General features: G+C 74.2%; 11 protein-coding genes and 2 pseudogenes. 5 read left to right on the forward strand and 8 right to left on the reverse strand.

Translation table 11 applies throughout. From position 1 onward, the window contains the following. Positions 1-873: an SDR family oxidoreductase gene (locus GA0115233_RS30840; RefSeq protein WP_093723609.1), complete on the forward strand. Its 873-nt coding sequence runs from the start codon at positions 1-3 to the stop codon at positions 871-873. On the opposite strand, the pseudogene GA0115233_RS30845 reads toward GA0115233_RS30840, so the two are convergent. Then, positions 854-1,672: pseudogene (locus GA0115233_RS30845) on the reverse strand (hydroxylacyl-CoA dehydrogenase); the annotation flags it as partial. The gene GA0115233_RS30840 and the pseudogene GA0115233_RS30845 overlap by 20 nt on opposite strands. 162 nt (positions 1,673-1,834) lie before the next feature. On the opposite strand from GA0115233_RS30845, the gene GA0115233_RS30850 reads away from it, so the two are divergent. Next, positions 1,835-3,988: a DEAD/DEAH box helicase gene (locus GA0115233_RS30850; protein ID WP_176712003.1), complete on the forward strand. Its 2,154-nt coding sequence runs from the start codon at positions 1,835-1,837 to the stop codon at positions 3,986-3,988. Position 3,989: 1 nt separating this feature from the next. On the opposite strand, the gene GA0115233_RS30855 is transcribed toward GA0115233_RS30850, so the two are convergent. From GA0115233_RS30855 to GA0115233_RS30875, 5 genes are read right to left on the reverse strand one after another with little or no spacing between them, the layout of a single operon-like run. Further along, a complete protein-coding gene (locus tag GA0115233_RS30855; protein WP_093723611.1) occupies positions 3,990-5,990 on the reverse strand; it encodes a hypothetical protein in 2,001 nt (666 codons plus the stop codon). Continuing rightward, positions 5,987-7,153 (reverse strand): VWA domain-containing protein, encoded by a 1,167-nt coding sequence (locus GA0115233_RS30860; RefSeq protein WP_255310415.1) that lies wholly within the window; start codon positions 7,151-7,153, stop codon positions 5,987-5,989. Before GA0115233_RS30860 ends, GA0115233_RS30855 begins: the two co-directional genes overlap by 4 nt. Further along, positions 7,150-9,570 (reverse strand): DUF5682 family protein, encoded by a 2,421-nt coding sequence (locus tag GA0115233_RS30865; protein ID WP_218063577.1) that lies wholly within the window; start codon positions 9,568-9,570, stop codon positions 7,150-7,152. The genes GA0115233_RS30860 and GA0115233_RS30865 overlap by 4 nt, the downstream gene beginning before the upstream one ends. Further along, on the reverse strand, positions 9,570-10,664 hold the full coding sequence (locus tag GA0115233_RS30870) for an ATP-binding protein (protein ID WP_093723612.1): 1,095 nt from the start codon (positions 10,662-10,664) through the stop codon (positions 9,570-9,572). The genes GA0115233_RS30865 and GA0115233_RS30870 overlap by 1 nt, the downstream gene beginning before the upstream one ends. Next, complete coding sequence (locus GA0115233_RS30875) at positions 10,661-14,257, reverse strand: WGR and DUF4132 domain-containing protein (protein ID WP_255310416.1); 3,597 nt, start codon at positions 14,255-14,257, stop codon at positions 10,661-10,663. Before GA0115233_RS30875 ends, GA0115233_RS30870 begins: the two co-directional genes overlap by 4 nt. A 162-nt stretch (positions 14,258-14,419) precedes the next feature. On the opposite strand from GA0115233_RS30875, the gene GA0115233_RS42265 reads away from it, so the two are divergent. Further along, positions 14,420-16,753, forward strand: coding sequence for a DUF4132 domain-containing protein (locus GA0115233_RS42265; protein WP_093723614.1), 2,334 nt, complete (start codon positions 14,420-14,422; stop codon positions 16,751-16,753). Positions 16,754-16,765: 12 nt separating this feature from the next. On the opposite strand, the pseudogene GA0115233_RS30885 reads toward GA0115233_RS42265, so the two are convergent. After that, positions 16,766-17,681: pseudogene (locus tag GA0115233_RS30885) on the reverse strand (LysR family transcriptional regulator). 84 nt (positions 17,682-17,765) lie between these two features. Between GA0115233_RS30885 and GA0115233_RS30890 the strand changes: the two are divergent. Continuing rightward, positions 17,766-18,596, forward strand: a complete 831-nt coding sequence (locus GA0115233_RS30890) for an oxidoreductase (RefSeq protein ID WP_093723615.1) — start codon at positions 17,766-17,768, stop codon at positions 18,594-18,596. A gap of 268 nt (positions 18,597-18,864) precedes the next feature. Next, positions 18,865-20,445, forward strand: a complete 1,581-nt coding sequence (locus GA0115233_RS30895) for a S8 family peptidase (protein WP_093723616.1) — start codon at positions 18,865-18,867, stop codon at positions 20,443-20,445. A 91-nt stretch (positions 20,446-20,536) separates the two neighbouring features. Here the strand turns inward: GA0115233_RS30895 and GA0115233_RS30900 are convergent. Continuing rightward, a partial coding sequence (locus GA0115233_RS30900) for a serpin family protein (protein WP_093723617.1) occupies positions 20,537-21,578 on the reverse strand: 1,042 nt, incomplete at its 5' end.

Below are 21,578 nucleotides of genomic sequence, written 5' to 3' on the forward strand. Positions count from 1 at the left end.
ATGCGCACCGTGCTGGTGACCGGAGCGACCGGCAACGTCGGCCGCACCGTCGTGACCGCGCTTCGTGACCGTGGCGCCTCCGTACGGGCCTTCGTACGGGACGCCGAGCGGGCGCGGCGGGTGCTGGGCGACGAAGTCGGCCTGGCCGTGGGTGACTTCGGCGATCCGGCGGCCCTGCGCGCGGCGCTGCGGGGTGTGGACGGGGTGTTCCTCACCTCGGCGGACGGCCCGGACAAGGTCGCCCACGAGACCGCGGTGATCGACGCGGCCTCGACCGCGTGGGTGTCGCGCCTGGTCAAACTCTCCTCCCCGCGGGTGGAGATCGGCTCGGACCTCGCCTTCTGGGACTGGCACGGCCGTATCGAGCGGCACCTGCTGACCTCGGGGGTGCCCGCGGTGTGCCTGCGCTCCGGGTACCTGATGTCCAACCTGCTCGCGGCGGCCGAAGCAGTCGCCGCGAGCGGGCAGTTGATCGCCCCGGCGGGCACGGCACGCATCGCGATGACCGACCCGGCGGATGTGGGCGCGGCGGCCGCGGCCCTGCTCACGGAGGACGGTCACGACGACCGTACGTACACGGTGACCGGCCCGGAGGCGCTGACCTACGGCGATGTCGCCGCGGTCCTGTCGGAGGCGACGGGACGGGAGGTCCGGTACGTCGACGTACCCGACGGGGCCGCCCGCGCGGGACTGGCCGCCTCGGGGGCGCCGCAGTGGCTGGTGGAGGGTGTGGCAGTGCTCTTCGGGAAGCTGCGGGAGGGGGCCTGCGCGGAGGTGACCGGGACGGTCAGGGCGCTGACCGGGCGGGAGCCCCGCAGCCTCGCCGGGTGGGCCCGGGAGCACGCCCGGCCGTTCACCGGGGCGCTGCTGTGAGCTTCAGCGCGCTGTCCGCCGCGGCCAGTACCGTCCGCGTCTGGTGCTCCACCTGGCGGCTCACCGGCACCCAGCGCAGCCGCAGGGCCTCGGCGAAGTCCGTGGCCCAGGTGGTGAAGAGGGCGTCCAGTTCCCGGTGGAGGGCCGGGGCGGCCCGGTCGTCGGAGCGGGCGAGCAGGCGCAGCAGCAGGCCCCCCGCGCGCAGGGGCTGGCGGCGGGCGACCACGTCCAGGGCGCAGATGTCGGCCTTGGTCAGGGCGGGCCGGGACTGCTCGGCCAGCGGGGTCCAGGAGTCGGCGACCAGGTCGTAGAGGTCGTCCGCCATCCACTCCAGGACACGGGAGAGGGCGTTGTCCTCGGGCCGGGGCAGGAAGCCGCGGGCCTTGTCGAGGACCGCGGTGACCTGCCGTCCGCCGTCGCGGACCAGGCGGGACAGGTCGCGCAGGGCCGTGGCGGGATGCGGGTGCGGGGTGCGGTCGTCGGCCAGGTCGGTGGCCCACATGGGGACTTCGACGATCGCGGTGGCTGCGCCGTACCGGGACGGCGCGCACCAGGTGGAACGGTCGAAGTTCTCCGCCCCGGCCGCCAGCCGCGCGCCGCTGCCCGGCGGGGGCAGTACGTGGATGCCGGGGCTGGGGTTGTCCCAGTACAGGGCGTCGTACGTGCCGTGCTGGAGCGGGATGCCCAGCTCGGCCGCCGACTCGCCGAACGCGGCGGCGAGTCCGGGCAGCTCGCGGGTCAGCTGGACCCAGCTGCCGCCCGCGTCCACGCTGTGCAGGGAGCACTGCAGGACCGGCCGCCGCCGAACGCGAGCGGGCAGCAGGAGCATGACCCTCCAGCGCTAAATGGACCTCTGGCCGCGCTCCAGCCCCGCGCCGCTCGGCTCGCGCATAGATCCGGCCACGCGCGCCCGCGCCCCGGTGGGAGGATGCGGGGACCGTGAGTGAGGGGTGGAAGGACCGTGGGGCGCGAAGAGCGGGGCGTTGTCGCCAGGGGGACGCGGCTGAACGAGGCGGCGCGCACCCTGGTCGCCGATCACGACAGGGCCGTCGAGGCGGTACGGGCGGCCCTGGCGCCGCTCCATGACGCGGAGGTACGCCGAGGGCTCGACGCCATCCCGGTGGCCCGCCTCCAGGACGTCACCGAAGGACGGCTCCGGCTGGGCGGCGTCCAGGACAGCGGACTGCGCACGGTGGGCGCCGTACTCGACGCCGGGCCCTACCGGCTGCGGCAGATCCCCGGCGTCGGACAGCGCACCGTCGACCAGATGCTCGCGGCCGCCCGCAGGCTCGCCGACGCGGTGCACGAGACCGTCGCCGTCCACATCGACGTGGACCGGCCCGAGCCCGCCACCACCGCCCTGGTCACCGCCCTGCACGTCCTGGTGGAGGCGGGCGACGACACCCGCCGGGCCGTCGCCGGGGCCACGACCCTCGCCCAGCGCCTCGACCCGCTGCTCGCGGACGCCGCGCCCGCCGCCGGACGCTGGCGGATGCTGCTGGCCGGGCGGGAGAAGAAGGCCCGGGCGCTGGCCGCCGTCGCCGGGATCCGGTCCCTGCTGGAGGAGGCCGAACGGGAGCGGGCGGCCGAGCGGTTCGCGCAGGCGTCGGTCGACCTGCTGCGGGAGCCCGACTCCGACATAGCCGCCTGGGTGGACTTCGAGCTGCGCTCCGCCGAGTACTACAGCCTGCTCGCCGAGATCTCCGGACGGTCCCCCGACGCGGCCGCCGCGCAGGGCTTCCTGCCCGAGGAGATCGCCGAGCGCGTCCGCTCCCAGGACCTGGACGACACCCATCGGCGCGTCTCCCTGCGCGGCTACCAGGCGTTCGGCGCGCGCTTCGCCCTCGCGCAGCGCAAGGTGATCCTCGGCGACGAGATGGGCCTGGGCAAGACCATCCAGGCGATCGCGGTGCTCGCCCACCTCGCCGCGGAGGGGCAGAGCCACTTCATGGTCGTCTGCCCGGCGAGCGTGCTGGTCAACTGGACCCGGGAGGTGGAGTCCCGCAGCGCGCTGCGCGTGAGCGTGCTGCACGGCCCCGACCGGCAGGGTGCCTTCGCCGACTGGAAGGGGCGGGGCGGGGTCGCGGTGACCACCTTCGACGCGCTGCGCGGCTTTCCCGCGCCGGGCGGCGGCGAAGTCGGCCTGCTCGTCGTCGACGAGGCGCACTCGGTGAAGAACCCCAAGGCCAAACGGTCCCAGGCGGTCGCGCTGTGGGCCGAGCGCTGCGAGCGCGCCCTGTTCATGACCGGAACCCCCATGGAGAACCGGGTCGTGGAGTTCCGCAACCTGGTCGCGATGCTCGACCCGGGCGTCGCCGAATCCCTCGACGAGGGCGACGCGCGCGCCGGTTCGGTCGCCTTCCGCAAGGCCGTCGCCCCCGTCTATCTGCGGCGCAACCAGGACGACGTGCTCACCGAACTCCCCAGCCTCCAGCAGACCGACGAGTGGGAGGAGTTGAGCGCCTCGGACGAGGAGGCATACCGGGAGGCCGTCCGCGCGGGCAACTTCATGGCCATGCGCCGGGCCGCCTATCTGCGGCCCGAGAAGTCGGCCAAGCTGGGCCGCCTGCGCGAGATCGTCCAGGAGGCCGGTGAGAACGGACAGAAGACCGTGGTCTTCTCCTACTTCCGCGACGTCCTGGGCGTGGTCGAAAACGCCCTCAGCACCGGAACGAAGGACGCCCCGCCGGTGTTCGGCCCGCTCACCGGCAGCGTGGCCGCGACGCGGCGGCAGCAGCTCGTCGACGACTTCTCCGAAACACCCGGCCCCGCGGTGCTGCTCGCCCAGATCCAGGCGGCCGGTGTCGGCCTGAACATGCAGGCCGCCTCCACCGTCGTCATCTGCGAACCGCAGATCAAGCCGACCATCGAGCACCAGGCCGTGGCCCGCGCCCACCGGATGGGCCAGGTACGGCCGGTGCATGTGCACCGCCTGCTGGCCACCGGCGGCGTGGACGAACGCCTGGTGCGCATCCTCCGGGAGAAGACCCGCCTGTTCGACGCCTACGCCCGCCGCAGTTCCGTCGCCGAGGCCACCCCGGACGCCGTCGACGTGTCCGACACCGAGCTGGCCCGGCGGATCGTGGAGGAGGAACAGGCCCGCCTCGGCCTGTAGGTCAGGCGCCGCCCTCCAGGTGCAGTTCCAGGCTCGTCATCAGGTGGATCCGGGCGTCCGCCCAGGCGGGGACGGCCGCGTCCACGCTGTCCCTGCCCAAGCGGTCCGCCAGCTCGTCTAGCAGTCCGGCCGCCGTGTGCAGGCCGGTGCGGCGCAGGGCGGTCGCGTGGTCGGCGAGGCGGGTGCGGGCCGTCGGGGAGAGGTGGCGCAGGCCGTGGTGGGCGGCCTCGGCGAGGGCGCGCAGGGCCGATTCCATGGCGTGGGTGAGGGGGTCGGTCGTACGGCGGGCCGCGGTGGTGAGTGCCGTGTCGCCGTCGCCGGGGGCGAGGTCGGGGACGACGACGCCCCCCGGGGTGAGGACGGCGAGCGGCTCCAGGACGGTGCGGCCGTGGTCGCGGGTCAGCATGCCGCTGATCCACAGGGGTTCGTCGCCGCTGCCGCCCAGGGCCTCCGCCAGGGCGTCCAGGCGGGCCGGGCACAGGGGGTCGTGCTCGGCGCGGACCAGGACCTCGTTGCCCGCCGCGTCGTGGGCCACGGCCTCCAGGCGCTGGGCGGCGGGGTCGTAGCCGGCCGGACCTACGGACGCGATCTCCACCACGTGCACCGACTCCGCCTCCACGCGCGGGCGGATCAGCCGCGGCGGACGCCCGGCGAGGGTCTTCAGATGGGCGGCGGTGTCCTTCAGAGACAGGGGCGCGGGCAGGTCGAGCCAGGCCGTGCCCACAGGCGTGACACTGGTGGACGAGACCCGGCCGCGGGAGATCGTCACCGAACGGTCGGCGGCGCGGGCGGTGTGCTCGCTGACGACGTTCGCGGCGGCCAGCGCGCGCAGGGGCGAGCCGAGGACGCGGCGGGCCGCGAGGTCGTGGCCGGTGGGGGATCGGTCCTCCGGCACGTCCCAGCTGCGGCGCAGCACCAGGGCGACGCCCGCCTCCGGGTGCGCGAAACAGACCTCGGCGGTGCGGTCCCGCTCGGTGCCGCCGATCCGGCAGCCCAGCGCCACCAGCCGGACCCGGCGCAGCGGGGTCTCCGGCGCCTCCTTCGTGCCCAGCACCCCGACCGGGTCCAGGTCGGCGGCCCGCTGCCGGGCGTGCAGTTCGGTCAGCAGCCGCGCCACCCGCTCCGGGTCGTAACGGGCCCCGCGCACCGCGTACGCGGCGAGCTGCCCGGCCAGCTCCGCGACCGCGCCGGCCGGCCAGGGCAGCGCGGCCGAGGCCAGCGCGTCCCGGGCCCGGCCGAGGGAACCGGCGAACACCGGGCCCGCCTGGGGCACGCCGTCGAGGAGCAGGTCGTCGGCGAGCGCCAGCGCGGACCGCAGCGCCTGTTCGCCCCGGCCGCTCGGAGCGGCGCGGCCACCGACACTGACCTCGGGGTCCGGTCCTTCGGCGTTCGGTCCTCCCATGTCCGCTCTTTCGGCGTCCGCTTTTTCGGCGTCCGCCGCGCGGAACGCCCACACCGCCAGCGCCACGACCTCGCCGCGCAGGTCGTCGGCGGCGTCGGTGAGGGCGTAGCCCGGCTCGTGCGGGACCGGGAAACGGACGGTGCACGTGGGCAGTTCGGCCCGGGGGGTCGGGTCGGCCGGGGTGGGGCGGTGCAGGCGGGCGGTGTAGCCGCGGTCCAGGGTGCGGCGGGCGGCGTTCAGGGCCGGGCGGCCGAGCGCCGTCTCCAGCGACCCGTCGTCGAACTCGCCCGGGGACCAGTCCACGAACTCCCTGCGCTCTCCGCCCTCCGCGCTCCGCCGGTACGCCAGCACCAGGCAGATCCGGTGCCGGCAGATCCCGGGCGCCGCGCAGCCGCACTCCGCGCCGTCCAGGCCCCGGCCCGGCGGCAGGGAGGTGACGGTGCCGTCGGGGAAACGTCCGGTCACGGTGGTGTCGTCGGCGACGCTCAGCTCCGGGCCCGCACCCGCCGCGAGATCCTTCTCGGCGCGCTTGACGAGCCCCCGGTTGGCGAGCGAGACCAGCGTCTCGGGAGTGAGTGCCAGCAGGTCGGCGCGGCTCATCGGCCCACCTTCCCGGCCACGAACTCCGCGAGCCTTCCCGGCGTCATCGCGCCCACCGGGGCACCGGCGTCCGCGAGCCGCCCGGCCAGGGCCCGGTCGTAGACGGGGTCGGCCTCCTCGTCGAGCGCGGCCAGGCAGAGCACCGTGGTGCCCTGCTCGACCAGCCCGCGCACGGTACGGACCAGGCGGTACGCATCGCCCCCCTCGAAGAAGTCCGAGACGATCGCGACGATCGTCCGCCGCGGGTTCTCCACCAGCCCCGCGCCGTAGTCCACGGCCCGCGCGATGTCGGTGCCGCCGCCGAGCTGCACCCCCATCAGCAGCTCCACCGGGTCGGACACCTCCGAGGTGAGGTCCACGACCTCGGTGTCGAAGGCGACGAGATGGGTCTTCAGGCCCGGCAGGCTCCACAGGCAGGCCGCGGTGACCGCGGAGTGGATCACGGAGCCCGCCATCGAGCCCGACTGGTCGACCAGCAGCACCAGTTGCCACTGTTCGAGACGGCGCCGCGTGCGGGCGTGGAAGTGCGGGCGCTGGATGAGGATGCGCCGCTGCTCGGGCTGGTAGTGGGCGAGGTTGGCGCGGATGGTCGCCCGGTGGTCGAAGTCACGGGCCAGCGGGAGCCGGCTCGGACGGCGGGAGCGGGCACCGGTGAAGGCCTGGCGGACCTCCGGCCGCAGCCGTTCCATCAGCTCCCGGACGACGGAGTCCACGATCCGGCGCGCGGCGGCGAGCACCTGAGGGTTCATCAGGTGCTTGGTGCGCAGGACGGCCCGCAGCAGTGCCTGGCTCGGCTCGACCCGGGCCAGCACGTCCGGGTCGGTGACGATCTCATGGACGCCGTAGTTCTCCACCGCGTCCCGCTCCAGCCGTTCCACCGTCTCCTTCGGGAACAGCCGGTGGATGTCGTCCAGCCAGTCCACGGCGGTGACCTGCGAGGGCCCGGTGCCACCGGCCCGCGAACCGCTGGGCCTGCGCACCCCGCGCCGCCGCAGGTCCTCGTCCCTCCCGTACAGCCAGTCCAGCGCGGAGTCGCGCTCGGCCGCCGTCCCGTGCAGGGGGCCGGTGCAGCTCTCGGCCGGTGCGCCGAGGATGAGCCGCCAGCGTTCCAGGGTGGGGTCGGGGGTGTTCATGGGGCGGTCCTCGGGCCGTGGCGTGCTCATCGGGCCGTCCTCGGGCCGGTGGTGTGTTCGTTGGGGTGTGGCGTTCTCGGGCCGGTGGTGTGTTCGTCGGGGCGTGACGTCCTTGGCCCCATGGCGTGTTCATCGCGGCACGGCGTCCTCAGGCCGTGGCGGGTGAGGAGGTCGGTCACCGCGGCCTCCAGAGCTTTGGCGCGGGCGAGTCGCAGGGGGTCGGCGGTGGTGCGCAGGAGGGCCCGGGCGGAGCCGGCCCGGCCGCGGCGCTCCAGCAGGTGCGCGGCGACGGCCTCGCGTTCGCGGGGCGGGAAGAAGGCGAACGCCTGGCGCAGGGCGGGCAGTCCGGCGTGGAAGGTGTCCTCGGTCATCGCCGCGACGATGTCGTCCAGCACGTCGACCAGGGTCCCGTCACCCCGGCCGACCTCCTCCCGGGCCACCGCGAACAGCCCGGCGAGCCAGTCGCCGAGGGCGTCCGGGGCGAGGGCCCGTACCGTCGCCGCCGGATCGGCCGCACCGCCCAGGGCCCACCCCAACCCGCAGGCCGCGCCCCGCAGATCCTGCGGCGCGAGGGGGTCCCCGGCGATACGGGCGGCGGCCTCGGCGGCGGCCTCCCGGGTGATCGGCACCGCCTCGGGCGCGTACCGCAGCGCGTCCCGTACGGCAGCCAGCGCGCGCAGTCTGCCGAGGTCCACGCCGCCCCCGCTGCCGTGCAGACCCTCCGCCAGCCACAGCGCCCGCCGTACGGCGCCCGCGACGACCGCGCCCAGGACAGGGCCCCGGGCCACGCCGAAGACACGGTCGTGCCGCCACAGCCCCAGCGCGGTCGCCAGCACCTCGCCGAGCGGGCCGAGTTCACGGACCCGGCCGACCCGGTCCGCCAGCGTGTCCAGCAGATCGGCGGAGAGCGGGCCCACCCCGCACAGCACCGCGTCGAACAGCAGCCCGGCCAGCGGCCCGGCGTCCGTCCCGGCCGTGTGCGCGCGCTCGGCGAGCAGCACCGAGGCCGCCTCCTCCAGCCGGGCCCCGTAGGCGCCCGCCTCGATCAGCGCCGCCTCCCGCCCGGCCTTCGGTGACGGCTCCCAGCGCTCGGTGAACACCGGGTCCGCGCTGTCGGCAGGTCCGGAGACCCGGGTGAAGCCGGGCACGCCGAGCACCCGCAGCCGGTGCAGCACCCGGCTGCGCTCCAGGCCGCGCGGCTCGGTGAGGTCCAGACGCACGGGGCCCTCGGCGCCGTCGAGACCCAGCCGGGCGAGCCGTTCGGCCACGTCGTGCACCAGCGGCGGCAGCGGGGTGTCGGGGTGCAGCGCGCCCTCGGCCGTACCGGTGCAGGCGGCGACCATCTCGGCCACCACCGGATGCGTGCCCGCGTGCAGCGTGCCCCGGGTCGTCCACGGCAGCGGCCGGTCCAGGTCGTCCGTGATCAGCGCGCCCGCCAGCCCGTCCAGCACGTCCACCCGGGCCTCGTACGGATGCCCACGCATCAGCGCCAGCCCCTGCGCGAGCGAGCGCGCCGCCACCAGGGCGGCCGTGGACACCGCGATCCCGCGCCCTCGCAGCCGCTCGGCGACCGCGCGCGTCAGCTCACCCGCGGCGGCCTCCGCCCCGCTCTCCCACAGCCGCTGGTAGTAGCCCGGCGACGGCATCCCCGACTGGTAGCCACCGAACGCGTCCAACTGCCGGAAGGAGTAAGGCACCAGGAAGCTCCCGCCCAGCGCCCCCTCGGGCGGCTCGGGAACCTCGGGCCACTGCGTCCCGCCCACTGCCGCGAGCGCGCGCAGCGCCGGGCGGTGGAAGCCGCCCGTCACCACCAGCACCGGCCGCCCGCCGCTGCGGGCCACCGCCGCGCGCACCCAGGACGCCATGTACTCCTCGCGCGCCCGGTCGCCCGCGTCCGCCTCCGCGTCCCCGCGCACCAGGTCGAAGTAGGTGTCCAGCCGCTCCTGGAGCCCGTCGGGGTCGTCCGCCACCTCGAACAGCCCGTCCCACAGCGCGTCCACCGAGTCCACCGAGAACCGCTCGCACAACCGCGCCGTCGCCTCCGCGTACCGCGCCTCGGCGTCCGCGTACCGGTTGGCGGCGCCCTCTGCGCGTTCGGTGAACGCCGGATGCCAGGCCGGCAGGTCGATGAACCGCACCTGTGCGCCCGCCGCCCGCCCGTCGCGCAGTGCGATCCACTCCGGGGAGTAGTCGCACAGCGGCGCCCACGAGGTCGCCACTCGCGTCTCGTCCCGGTAGTGGCTGAACACCGCCACCGGCAGCCGGTGTTCGAGCAGCAGCTCGTCCAGCCGCCCGTTCATGTCCGCGGGCCCCTCCACCAGCACGTACGCCGGCCGCAGCGCGGCGATCGCCCGCGCGACGAGCCGGGCGCAGGCGGGGGAGTGGTGCCGTACGCCGATGAAGTGGGCCGTCTCCGGGGAAGGAGCCGCCGCCGGGTCCGTCGCCATCAGTCCGCCAGCAGATGCCGTGCGTCGTGCAGTGCCCGCCACTGTCCGCCCTTGCGGCGCGGCACCTCCTGCTCCAGGAAGCGGCGCAGCCGGGCCAGGTCCTCGGGGCTGTCCTTGGCCGCCGTGCCCGCGAGGCTCGCCACCACGTCGGCCGCCGTGCCGGGCTCGCCGCGCAGGAACCAGCCGCGCACCCCGACCGCGTGGGCGACGGACACGGCCTCGGCGGTGCTCATCACCGTGGACATCCGCTCCCCGCGCTCGGCCGCCCCGCGCAGCTCGCGGAAGGTGCCCACCAGCACCTCCAGCACGTCCCGGCGCGGCGGCGCGGTCACCCCGGACTGCTTCAGCAGCGCCGTCGCCTCGGCCTCGACCAGGGCGAGTTCGGTGTCGAAGTCGGGGATCGGGAAGACGGTCTCGAAGTTGAAGCGGCGCTTGAGCGCGGCGCTCATCTCGTTGACGCCCCGGTCGCGGGTGTTGGCGGTGGCGATGACGTTGAAGCCCTGCCGCGCGAAGACCATGCCCTCGGGGCCGTCCAGCTCCGGGATCGCGATGACCCGGTCGGACAGCAGCGACAGCAGACAGTCCTGCACCTCCAGTGGACAGCGGGTGATCTCCTCGAACCGCACGATCCGCCCCTCCGCCATGCCGCGCAGCATGGGCGCGGGGACGAGGGAGCGCGGCGAGGGGCCCTCGGAGACCAGCAGCGCGTAGTTCCAGGAGTACTTGATCTGGTCCTCGGTGGTCGCCGCCCCGCCCTGCACGGTGAGCGCCGAGTCCCCGCTGACCGCCGCCGCGATCAGCTCGGACAGCAGCGACTTCGCGGTGCCGGGTTCGCCCACCAGCATCAGACCCCGGTTGGTGGCGAGCGTGACCAGGGCCCGCTCCACCAGGGACACGTTGCCGACGAACTTGCGGCTGATCCCGGCCTGTTCGTCGCCGACGACGAACCGCAGCGCGGCCCGCAGACCCATCTGCCAGCCGGGCGGACGGGGACCGTCGTCGGCGGCGCGCAGCGCGGCCAGCTCGTCGGCGTAGCGGACCTCGGCGGGCGGCCGCTGGAGCAGCGGCTCGGTGGACTCCTCGGTGACGGTCACTTGGCGGTCACCTCGGTGAGGTCGGCGAGCAGCTCGGAGGCGATGACCGGGCCGATCCCGGAGAAGGGGGCCGTGTTGTCCGTGTGGCGCCAGAAGTTGTGGGGGGCCTCGCTCAGCCACACCGCGCGGAAGGTCTGGTCGCCGAGCATGTCGACGGCGCCGACCGCGATCCCCGGGTCGAGGTCGATGACCAGGTACCGCTTCTCGTCCAGGCGGCGCAGGAACCAGTTCTCCACGCCCGCGTCCTGCGGCTCGCCGCGCTCCCAGCCCCGCTTGGTCAGACCGAGCAGCTTGCCGACCGGCACCGTGGCCCCCTCGAACCGGGTGAGCCGGTTGCCGCGCGCCTCGTCCTCGGTGAGGGCGTGCACCGCCCGGCCGAGCTGCGGGAACGGCTGGAGGATCTCGTAGTCGGCGAACAGCTCCGACCAGGCGCCCAGCTCCTCTCCCAGGTGCAGCGGATGGGCCAGCCGTACGCCCGCCTGCTCCGGCAGCGTCAGCTCGTCGTCCTCGACGTCCGCGAACGTCCGGTCCTCCGCGACCCGGAACGCCGTCACCTCGCCGTCGATGTCACGGAGCCAGACCAGCCGCCGCACCAGGTGCCACAGCAGCGGATGGGCCACGAACAGGTCCTGGAACTCCCCGGCCGTCCAGGAGCGCTGGGTCACCATCGCCGCCTCCAGGCGCCGCACCTGGTCGGCGGCGACGGTGCGCACATCCTTCTTCAGCGCGGCGAACCGCTTGCGCTCGGCCGGGGCCAGCTCCGGGTCGTCCTTGGCGGCGGGCGCGGGCAGGGCCTTGCGGCGCTTGCCGTCGGAGTCCAGGACGTAGGGGCGCAGCTGCTCGTCGAAGCCGACGGTGAACCGCCGGGTGCCGTAGTCGATGACGGTGCTGCCGTCCGCGTCCAGGCCGAAGTCGGGCACCAGCCGGTCGCCGAGCTGCTCGGCGGTCAGCCCGAGGCCCTCGGCCACCTCGGCGATCTTCTCCTGGGCGCGGGTCTTCAGGGCCTTGAACGGCACACGCTGGGCGATGCCGTGGAGATGCATCAGCGCCACGTCGGTGCCGATCGCGGCGAGCACGTTCAGCCCCTCGACCGCGCGGTGGTGGGCGTTCTCCCCGGGCCAGGCGCGAATGACGGGGGTGAGCCGCCGTACCACCTCGTCGTCGCCGAGCCGGCCGAGCGCGTGCAGCGCCCAGCTGTCCTTCGCGGGCATCCCGGCCAGCCGCCAGTGCTCGAACACACCCCAGGCGAAGGCCGACAGCGACTGCGCGGTGCAGTGCTTGGTCAGCACGGCCAGGCCCGGGTAGAACTCGCCCGGCTTGGACAGCGCGAGCACGGTCAGCACGTGCCGCACCGCGTGCGTGGGCAGCGCCCCGCCCTCCTTGAGCAGGATCTGCGGCAGCAGCGCGGGCTCGGCCCAGGCGCCGACGGCCGGCATCCGGGCGGGCAGGGTGCTCTCCAGCGGATCGGCGGACAGCGCCTCCGCGACGATGTCCGCGCACTCCGGTCCGGCCGCCGCGGACGCCGCGAGGACGGCGTCGGCGCCGTGGGCGTCCGCCAGCACGCGCAGCGCCTGCTCGGCGGCCTGTCGGGCCACCCCGGCCCTGCCGACGGCGCCCGGCACGAGGTAGGGGACGGCGGCGAGACCGTGCCGCTTCAGCCAGGCGCGGGCCGTGGCGTCGGCCGACTTCAGCCGGACCAGCCAGCCCGCCACCAGGGCGGCGACCTCGGCGCTGAGGAACGGCATGATCAGCACGCCCAGGTCGGCGGGGTGCCGGGTGGCGGCGCGCACCATCAGCGCCAGCGCGTCCGTCTCGAACCGCGCGGCGATCGGCTTCAGGACGGACCCGCCGTACCAGTAGTCGTCGGGTTCGCACAGGTGCAGGAACGGGCGGACCTCGTCCTCGGGCCGGAGGACGAACAGCAGGGCGTCCCGGAGGTCCCCCATCGGCACGCCGTTGCGGAGACTCTCCAGCTCCCGGGTCCAGTCGTGCGTGAGGTAGTACCGCCCGTACGGGGAGGTGACCTCGGCCCAGGACTCCCGCTCCTCGGGCAGCCACGCGACCCGGGGCCCCGGAACCGCGGGCGCCTCGCCCGCCACGCGCGGCTTGGCGGCCTTGCGCCGCTTCTCCCACGGCGGGCTGACCAGCAGCGCGGGCAGCGCCTCGACGGGAGCCTCTTCCACCCGGGCCGAGGCGGAGAGCCGCGCTTCGACGAACTCGGCGACCGCTGAGGGCAGTTGGGGCAGCGCCGCCGTCGTCACATCCGGGTGGGCCAGGATGTGCGCCGTCAGCAACTGCCCCGCCAACGGGGCCCTCTCACCCGTACCCGTCGCCGCCGCGCCCATCAGCCGCAGCGCGCGCACGGGATAGCGCCGCATCGCCTCCATCAGGTACGGCCGTACGTTCTTGTCGCCCGCGCGGTCCAGCAGCACCTGGAACGCCTCGTCCGTGGGCAGCTCCACCAGGGCGGCCGCGAGGGCGCGCTGCTTGTCGGCGCCGTACGCCTGGTCCAGGCCGGCCCCGACCACCGTACCGATGCCCGGGCCGACGCCCTCGGCGAGCGTGGCGACCAGCGCCATCGTCCAGCCGTTCCAGCCGAACTCGAACTCGCCGTTGAAGTGGGCGAGCTGCTCGGGCGAGTTGAGCGAGCACAGCAGCATCGACCGCAGATCGCCCTGGGCGACCTGGTCCGCCTCCGCGGCGGCCTCGGCGGCCCAGTCCAGCTCGGAGGGCACCACGTAGGAGACGACGAGGCGGCGGCGCGTGGTGTCCCGGCACTTGGCCAGTACGTCGACGACCTGCCGGTAGGTGTCGTCGTCCGCCGCGCTGACCAACGCCCGGATCCGGTCGGCGAAGTCGCGGGCGCGGTGGTCGGCCGTGGTCGTCCCGGAGCGGTACCGGATCCACCAGTCCTCGCGCTGCGAGCCGTACTGCTTCCAGTAGGCCTCGATGTCGAAGAAGTCCACGACCGCGCGGGCGGCGAAGACCAGCCCGTGGGTGCTGGCCCAGGCGTCCACGAAGATGCCGTCCGGGAGCTGGTAGTGCAGGGTCAGGGACGCGATCGCGGCGGCGCCGAGCGGGCTGGGGCTGCCCTTGAGATGGGCGCGCATGGCGTCGACGATCTCCGGCTCGCTGCGCTCGGCGGTGAGCATCTGCTCGATCCAGTCCTGTTGCTCCTTCAGCCGCTCGTCCCACAGCCTCTGGGCGTCGGCGCGGAGTTGGGGAACCGACCGGGAGATTCCCCCGCGCCTGGGGTGGACCATGCGGCGCCAGGCCGGGGGCATGACGAAGGTGTCCTCGTCGGGGAGGAGGGGTTCGGCCGGCTCGGGGTCGGCCTGCGGGCCCGGTTCGGCGCCGGCCTCGTCGGGGGCGTCGGACGCGCCGAGCGCCGCGACCGCCGTGTAGCCCTTGCGCTCCTTCTCCGCGACCGCCTTCGCCAGATATGCCTCGGCCGCCTCCGCGGACTCCAGCTCCTTCGACTGTGTGCGCCCCCGCGAGCCCACCCGGCCGTAGCGCACGGTGACCGTCGCGCCGTCCGCCGCCGCTTCCCAGAACTTCGCCGAGCCGTCCCCGGCCAACTCCCAGCGCTGCACAGCCCCTCCCCTCCGCCCGACCCCCCGGCCGGTGATCGTCCGATCCCAAGTGGCTGTCACCGTAGCGGCCCCCACTGACAGTGACCGTCGGCAGGGCACGGTGACGGCGTTGTCAGTGGCGGCTGTCATGATCCGCAGCAGGCTCGACGAGAAGGACGCCCGATGGATCTGACCGCCCGGTTGATGAACGCGCTGACCGACCCGGACTCCGATTTCGCGGACCCGGCGCCCGACATGTCGCGCGTCACCGACGAGCAACTGGGCGATCTGGTCGCCGAGTCCTGCGCGCCCCGCCCCTGGACCCCGGCGTCGGGGCTCGCCTGGGGCGCCGTCCGTGGGGCGGTGGCGGAACGCCGACCGCGCTTCACGCCCGAGGCGTGCCGCCGGTTGTTCGGGATCATGTGCGACCGGGCGGAGCGGGGCGAGTTCGTCGACCTCGCCCAGGTCCTGACCGCCGTGGAGCACCGCACCGGTCCGCTCCCGGACCTCACCGCGCTGGTCGAGTCCCTGCTCGGACTGCTGCTGGAGACAGAGCCGGAGACGCGCCGGCCTCATCTGCTGCTCGCGGTGGCCGGGCTCGCGGACGAGGAGACGGCGCGCGCCATCGAGGCCCGGCTCGTCCGGAAGGTGGGCCCCGTCGTCGCGGACGAACTGGCCGTGGTCGCCGCCCTGCCCGCGGAGGAACAGCGGCTGCTCCGCCTGACCCACCGGGACCGCGCCCACCACGAGCCACCGCCGCTCGACGACTGGCGCCGACTGGTCGGACACCCCGGCTACGCCGCCTACGCCCGCCGCGCGCTGGAGGCCGCCGCCGACCGTACCGACGCGATCGCCAAGGGCGAGATCCCCTACCGCGCGGACAAGGCGTTCACCGACGAGGAGGTCCGCACCGTCGGCCAGGCCGCCCGCGTCGCCCTGCTGCGCGACGAGCCCTGGCTGCCCGAGCTGTTCGACCGCCTGCTCCCCGGCGTCGCCCTCGCCCCCACCGCCGCCAAGACCCTCCCCTCCCAGGCGATGCTCTACGAACTGGTGCGCGCCGCGCAGGACTTCCCCACGCCCGAGCTGGTCACCACGATCCGCACCGTCCGCCGCACGGTCCGGCACGCGGGCGTGCCCAGACAGCTCGACAAGATGCTGCGCAAGGTCGAGGCGGCCCTCGCCGAGCGCACCGACGTGGCCCTGCGCCTGCCCACCCTGGGCTTCGAGACCGACGCCACGACCGAGGGCGGCGTCCTGCGCCGCACCGCGGGCGACTACACGGCCGTCATCACGGTCACCGACACCGCCGAACTCACCTGGGAGAAGGACGGCCGCCCCCTGCGCAGCACCCCCGCGCCGGTCCGCCGCGACCACCCCGCCCTGGTGAAAGAGGTGCGCGAGCTGGTCAAACGGGTGAACGCCCAACTCGTCACCCTGGTCCGCGCCCTGGAGGGCGGATACACCGTCGACACCCACCACCCCTACGGCCGGTGGCGCACCGAACTGGCCGGACATCCGCTCGCCCGGACCGTCGTGCGCCGCCTGATCTGGGAGATCGAGGTCGCGCCCGGCGACTGGCGGGCCGTACTGCCGGAAACCGCCGACGCCCTGCCCGAGGCGCCGGACGACGCCGCCGTACGGCTGTGGCATCCGCTGCGCGCCGACGCCGACGAGGTGCGGGCGTGGCGGGACCGGGTCACCGAGGCGCGGCTGCGGCAGCCGTTCAAGCAGGCGTTCCGCGAGATCTACCGGCTCACCCCGGCCGAGGAGGAAACCCGCCTGTACTCCAACCGCTTCGCCGGTCAACTCGTCCACTATCCGCGGATGTTCGCCCTGTTCCGGGCCCGCGGCTGGAAGAGCGGGCGGCTCGGCCCCTGGGCCATGGGGGACGAGGACGTCGCCGAGCGCGTGCTGGCGGCGGGGGAGTGGCGGATCCGCTTCTTCCACATCTGGGCCGACTCGCCGGACGGGGCCGAACTGGCGGCCACCGACCAGGTCCGCTTCGACCGCCGCGCGGAGGGCGGCTGGCAGGAGGCGCCGCTGGCCGAGGTGCCCGCGCCGGTGTTCAGCGAGGCGATGCGGGACGTGGACCTGTTCGTCGGGGTCTGCTCGATCGCCGCCGACCCCGACTGGGCCGACAGCGGTCCCGAGCGCGCCTACTGGCAGCGGGCCTCCTTCGCCGAGCTGACCGAGAACGCCGAGGCCCGCCGGGACGCCCTGGCGCGCCTCCTGCCCCGGCTCGAAATCGCCGAGCGGTGCGAGCTGGACGGGCGCTTCCTGGTCGTCCGCGGCGACCTGCGCACGTACCGGATCCACCTCGGGTCGGCCAACATCCTCATGGACCCGGACGGCGCCTATTTGTGCGTCGTCCCGGACCGCACCAAGCGGGACGGCAAGCTGTTCCTGCCCTTCGAGGACGAGCGCCTGTCCCTGATCCTCAGCAAGGCGTTCCTGCTGGCGGCGGACACGGAGATCACGGACGAGACGATCCGCCGGCAGATAGGCAGGCGGGCCTGACGGAGAGCGGGCTCACATCTCCCCGACCACCACCCGCGCACAGGCCCGCGCGTATCCCCGCACCAGCGCCCGCTGCTCGTCCTCCCGCCGCCAGGCCAGGGCGTAGCGGGCCGGGGAGAGCCCCCCGCACCGGGCGCGTGACCACCCCGCCCAGAGTGATCAGCGGGGCGTTCCCGCTGGCGACGAGGCAGACGCCGAGCCCGGCCACCAGCGCCTCGTACGTCTCCTCCGTACCGGCGATCTCCGCGCCGATCCGGGGCGGGCGCCCCTGGCGCTCGGGCAGGGCGAGCCAGTGGTCGCGCAGCACGCCCGCGCTCGACGGCAGGGCGAGGAACGGCTCCTCGAACAGGTCGTCGAGCCCGACCTCGTCCTGCGCGGCGAGCCGGTGTCCCTCCGGCAGGGCGACCAGCCGGGGTTCCTCGGCGACCACGACCCAGCCGTAGCGGCCGGGGTCGGGCAGCGGCAGCCAGACGAACGCCACGTCCGCCTCGCCGTCCGCGAGTCCCGCTGTCGGATCGTCCCAGGTCACCTGGCGCAGACGGAGCACGGCGGCGGGGTGGTCGGCGGTGAAGCGGGAGCGGATCGCGGGCAGCAGTCCGCCCCGGCCGGGGCTGGTGCTCATCCCCACGACCAGCGTGCCGCGCGCGGCGGCCCGCGCCGCCTCAAGCGCCGCCGCGCCCTCGGCCCAGGTCCGCAGCACCTCCCGGGCGTGCGGCAGCAGGGCGGCCCCGGCCTCGGTGAGGGTCACGCCCTGCGGCCCGCGGTGGAACAGCTCCACGCCGAGTTGCCGTTCCAGTGCGCGCACCTGCTTGCTGAGGGCGGGCTGGGAGACGTAGAGCCGCTCGGCGGCGCGAGTGAAGTGCAGCTCCTCCGCCACCGTGACGAAGTACCGCAGGTCCCGCACATGCACGTCGCTCGTCATAGCCATCGGTTATCAGCCTAGGTCTTGGACCGCGAACTGGCCCGTCCAGCACGATGGTTGGCACAAGCGAAGCGACCACGGGGAGCTGTGATGAACAAGGTGTGGCTGATCACCGGTGCGAGCAGCGGGTTCGGCCGGGCGATCGCCGGGGCGGCGCTCGCCGGGGGCGATGTGGTGATCGGTGCGGCACGGCGGCCGGAGGCACTGGACGACCTGGTGGCGGCATACCCGGACCAGGTGGAGGCGCTGCGCCTGGACGTCGCCGACACCGCCGCCGCCGAGGCCGCCGTACGGGACGTGGTGGCCCGGCACGGACGGATCGACGTCCTGGTCAACAATGCGGGCCGCACGCATGTGGGCGCCCTGGAGGAGACCACGGAGCAGGAGCTGCGGGCGCTCTTCGACGTGCATGTGTTCGGTCCGGCGGCCCTGACCCGGGCGGTGCTGCCGGGCATGCGCGAGCGCCGGTCGGGGGCGATCGTGCAGATGAGCAGCATGGGCGGGCAGATGTCCTTCGCGGGCTTCTCCGCGTACAGCGCCACGAAGTTCGCGCTGGAGGGCATGTCGGAGGGACTCGCCGACGAGGTGGCCGAGTTCGGGATCAAGGTGCTGATCGTGGAGCCGGGCGCCTTCCGCACCTCGCTGTTCGCGGCCGACCGGGCGGGGGCGAGCCCCGACAGCGGGCTCTACCCGAAGGTGAGCGCGACCCGAGGCATGATCGAGGGCGGGGACGGCACACAGCCCGGCGATCCGGCGAAGGCGGCGGCCGCCATCCTGGCCGCGCTCCAGGCCGAGCGGACCCCGCTGCGACTGCCCCTCGGCGATGACGCGGTGACCGCCGTACTCGGGCACTTGGACCAGGTCAGGGACGAGGTGACCGGCTGGGAGAAGGTGACGAGGGCGACCGGTTTCGACGACTGATCCACCGGCCGCGAACCGGTCGGCGAACTTTCCGCAAGGGTCCCGCGCAGGGTGACGGCGTGTCATGTCTGGCATATGGCACGTGTGTTACGTCTGTGCGGGACCCCTTGTGCAATTCCTGTGGAAGCCTCAATCTTTCGGCTGGTGCACAGAGTTCGCACAGGAAGCCCCATAGGCGTGAACTTGACATGATCACGTCCATTCTGGCGGGCTCGGCCCACCGCACCACCCCCCACCAGCGCACCACCGATTGAGGAGGATCCCTCAGATGGCAGTGATGCGTTCCACTCGGCGAAGACTGGCCGCGATCAGTGTGGCCGCCTCCGCGGTGCTCACCGCGGGCCTCGTCTCCGCCCTCCCCGCCGGCGCCGCCCCCACCGCCCAGGAGGGCAGGATCCAGTACGCCGAAGCGGCCAACGCCGTGGCGGACAGCTACATCGTGACCCTCAAGCCGGACGCGGCCCGGGCCGGCAGCGCCGAGGGCAGGGCGCTCGCGAAGAAGTACGGCGCCGACATCGAGCGCACCTACAAGAAGGCGCTCAACGGCTACGCGGTCGAGGCGTCCGAGACCGAGGCGGCCCGGCTCGCGGCCGACCCGGCGGTCGCCTCGGTGGTGCAGAACCGCACCTTCACCATCGCCGCGACCCAGCCCAACCCGCCCTCCTGGGGCCTGGACCGGATCGACCAGCGCAGTCTGCCGCTGAACAACTCGTACACCTACCCGGAATCGGCCGGGCAGGGTGTGACGGCGTACGTCATCGACACCGGCGTGCGCATCTCGCACAGCGACTTCGGCGGCCGGGCCTCCTACGGCTACGACGCCGTCGACAACGACAACACCGCCCAGGACGGCCACGGCCACGGCACGCATGTCGCGGGCACCGTCGCAGGCTCCTCCTACGGTGTCGCGAAGAAGGCCCGGGTCGTCGGCGTCCGTGTGCTGAACAACAGCGGGTCCGGTACGACCGCCCAGGTCGTCGCCGGTATCGACTGGGTCGCGCAGAACGCGGTCAAGCCGGCCGTCGCCAACATGTCCCTCGGCGGCGGCGCGGACACCGCGATCGACACCGCGGTCCGCAACGCCATCGCCTCCGGCGTCACCTTCGCGGTGGCGGCGGGCAACGAGTCCACCAACGCCTCGACCAGGTCCCCCGCCCGCGTGACGGAGGCCATCACGGTCGGCGCCACCACCTCGTCGGACGCCAGGGCCAGCTACTCCAACTACGGCTCCGTCCTCGACCTGTTCGCCCCGGGCTCGTCCATCACCTCGGCGTGGAACAGCAGCGACACCGCCACCAACACCATCTCCGGTACGTCGATGGCGACGCCGCACGTGGCCGGTGCCGCCGCCCTGTACCTGGCCGACAACCCGACGGCGACGCCCGCGCAGGTCTCGTCGGCGCTGACGACCGCGGCCACCACCGGTGTCGTCGGCAGCCCGGGCTCCGGCTCGCCCAACCGACTGCTGTTCGTGGGCGAGGGCGACACGACCCCTCCGCCGCCGGGTGACCGGTTCGAGAACACCACCGACTACGCGATCAACGACAACGCCACGACCAACTCGCCGATCACCGTCAGCGGGGTGTCGGGCAACGCGCCCTCCGACCTCCAGGTCGAGGTGAACATCGCCCACACCTACATCGGTGACCTGCGCGTCCAGCTCATCGCCCCCGACGGCACCGCGTACCTGCTCAAGGACTACGGCACCGGCGGGAGTTCGGACAACATCAACACCACGTACACCGTGAACGCCTCCTCGGAGACCGCGAACGGCACGTGGAACCTGCGGGTGAGCGACAACTACTGGTGGGACACGGGCCGCATCGACTCCTGGGCCCTGGAGTTCTGACCCCGGTCGGCTGACCTCACCTTCTCACCTTGCCCCCGTCGCGGCCGAGTTCGCGGCGGGGGCGAGCCGTGTCCGCCCGGTCAGACGCCCCTCACCACACGTCGTCCTCGTCCTCGTCCTCGTACTCGTAGCGCAGCGGCTCCACGACCCACCCCGCCGCCAGCGCCAGCCGGGTGTGCCGATGCACGGCGAGGAAGCCGAACGGACGGCTGAAGTCGGCATCGACGACCGTGATCAGCCAGCGGAATTGGGAGAGGCCGGCCCCGGCGGCCGCCAGGGCCGTCACCGCGGCGGCCTCGAAGCCGCGGGCGTGGAACCTGGCGACGGCCGACTGCTGGGCCGAGTCGATGAGGAGGGGGGAGGCGGAGACACCGGGGAAGTGGCCACCCATCAAAGGGAGGCAGGCCGTGGCCAGGCCGAACACCTCGGGGCGGCGCAGCAGCTCGTGGTCCGCCCGTACCTCGTACGCGGGCGTCCTGACGTGAAGGGTCGGCGGGGCCGGGTTCATGGCGCGTATGCGCCGTACGCGGATTCCTGGGCCCGGATCGCCCAGCGGGAGGCGGTCGCCCGGCGTCAGCCGGGTCCGGTCCGTCAGCAGGGACACACCGGCCCGCAGCACCTGAGCGGGCGTCATCGTCTCCTCGCCGAGCACCAGGTGGACGTCCACCGCGTCGGTGCCGTGCACCCGCAGCTCGGTGACATGGCCGTCCGGGGTGTCGGCCACGCCGACGCGGTCCAGCAGCGTGCTGCTGCGCTCCAGACCCAGGTACACCTGGCCGCCGGACCACGGGCCGGCCTCCGGCCACCAGGGGCTCTCCTCGAAGGGGCGCAGCCAGCGGGTGCGCAGCGACAGGGCGCTCGCCAGCACCAGTTCGGTGTCTTCCGTGACTTGGACCGGCAGCCGCTCGACGAGTCCGCCGGTGCGCTTCGACGCCCAGGAGTCCAGCGCCTTCCGGTCGGTCCCGGCGTCCCCGGTCAGCACGCCGTGCGCGTCCGCCGGCAGCCCCGCCTCCCACCGCTCGCGCAGCTCCAGGGTGCGCTTGGTCCACAGGCCCAGCGCGGAGTCCACCCCGGCCGCCGAGCCCAGCCCGGCGAGCAGTTCCCGCGCCGCGGCGGCCGCCCGGTCCGCGGGC

The organism is Streptomyces sp. DI166 (assembly GCF_900091315.1).
In the GTDB taxonomy this organism is placed as follows: Bacteria; Actinomycetota; Actinomycetes; order Streptomycetales; family Streptomycetaceae; genus Streptomyces; species Streptomyces fuscus.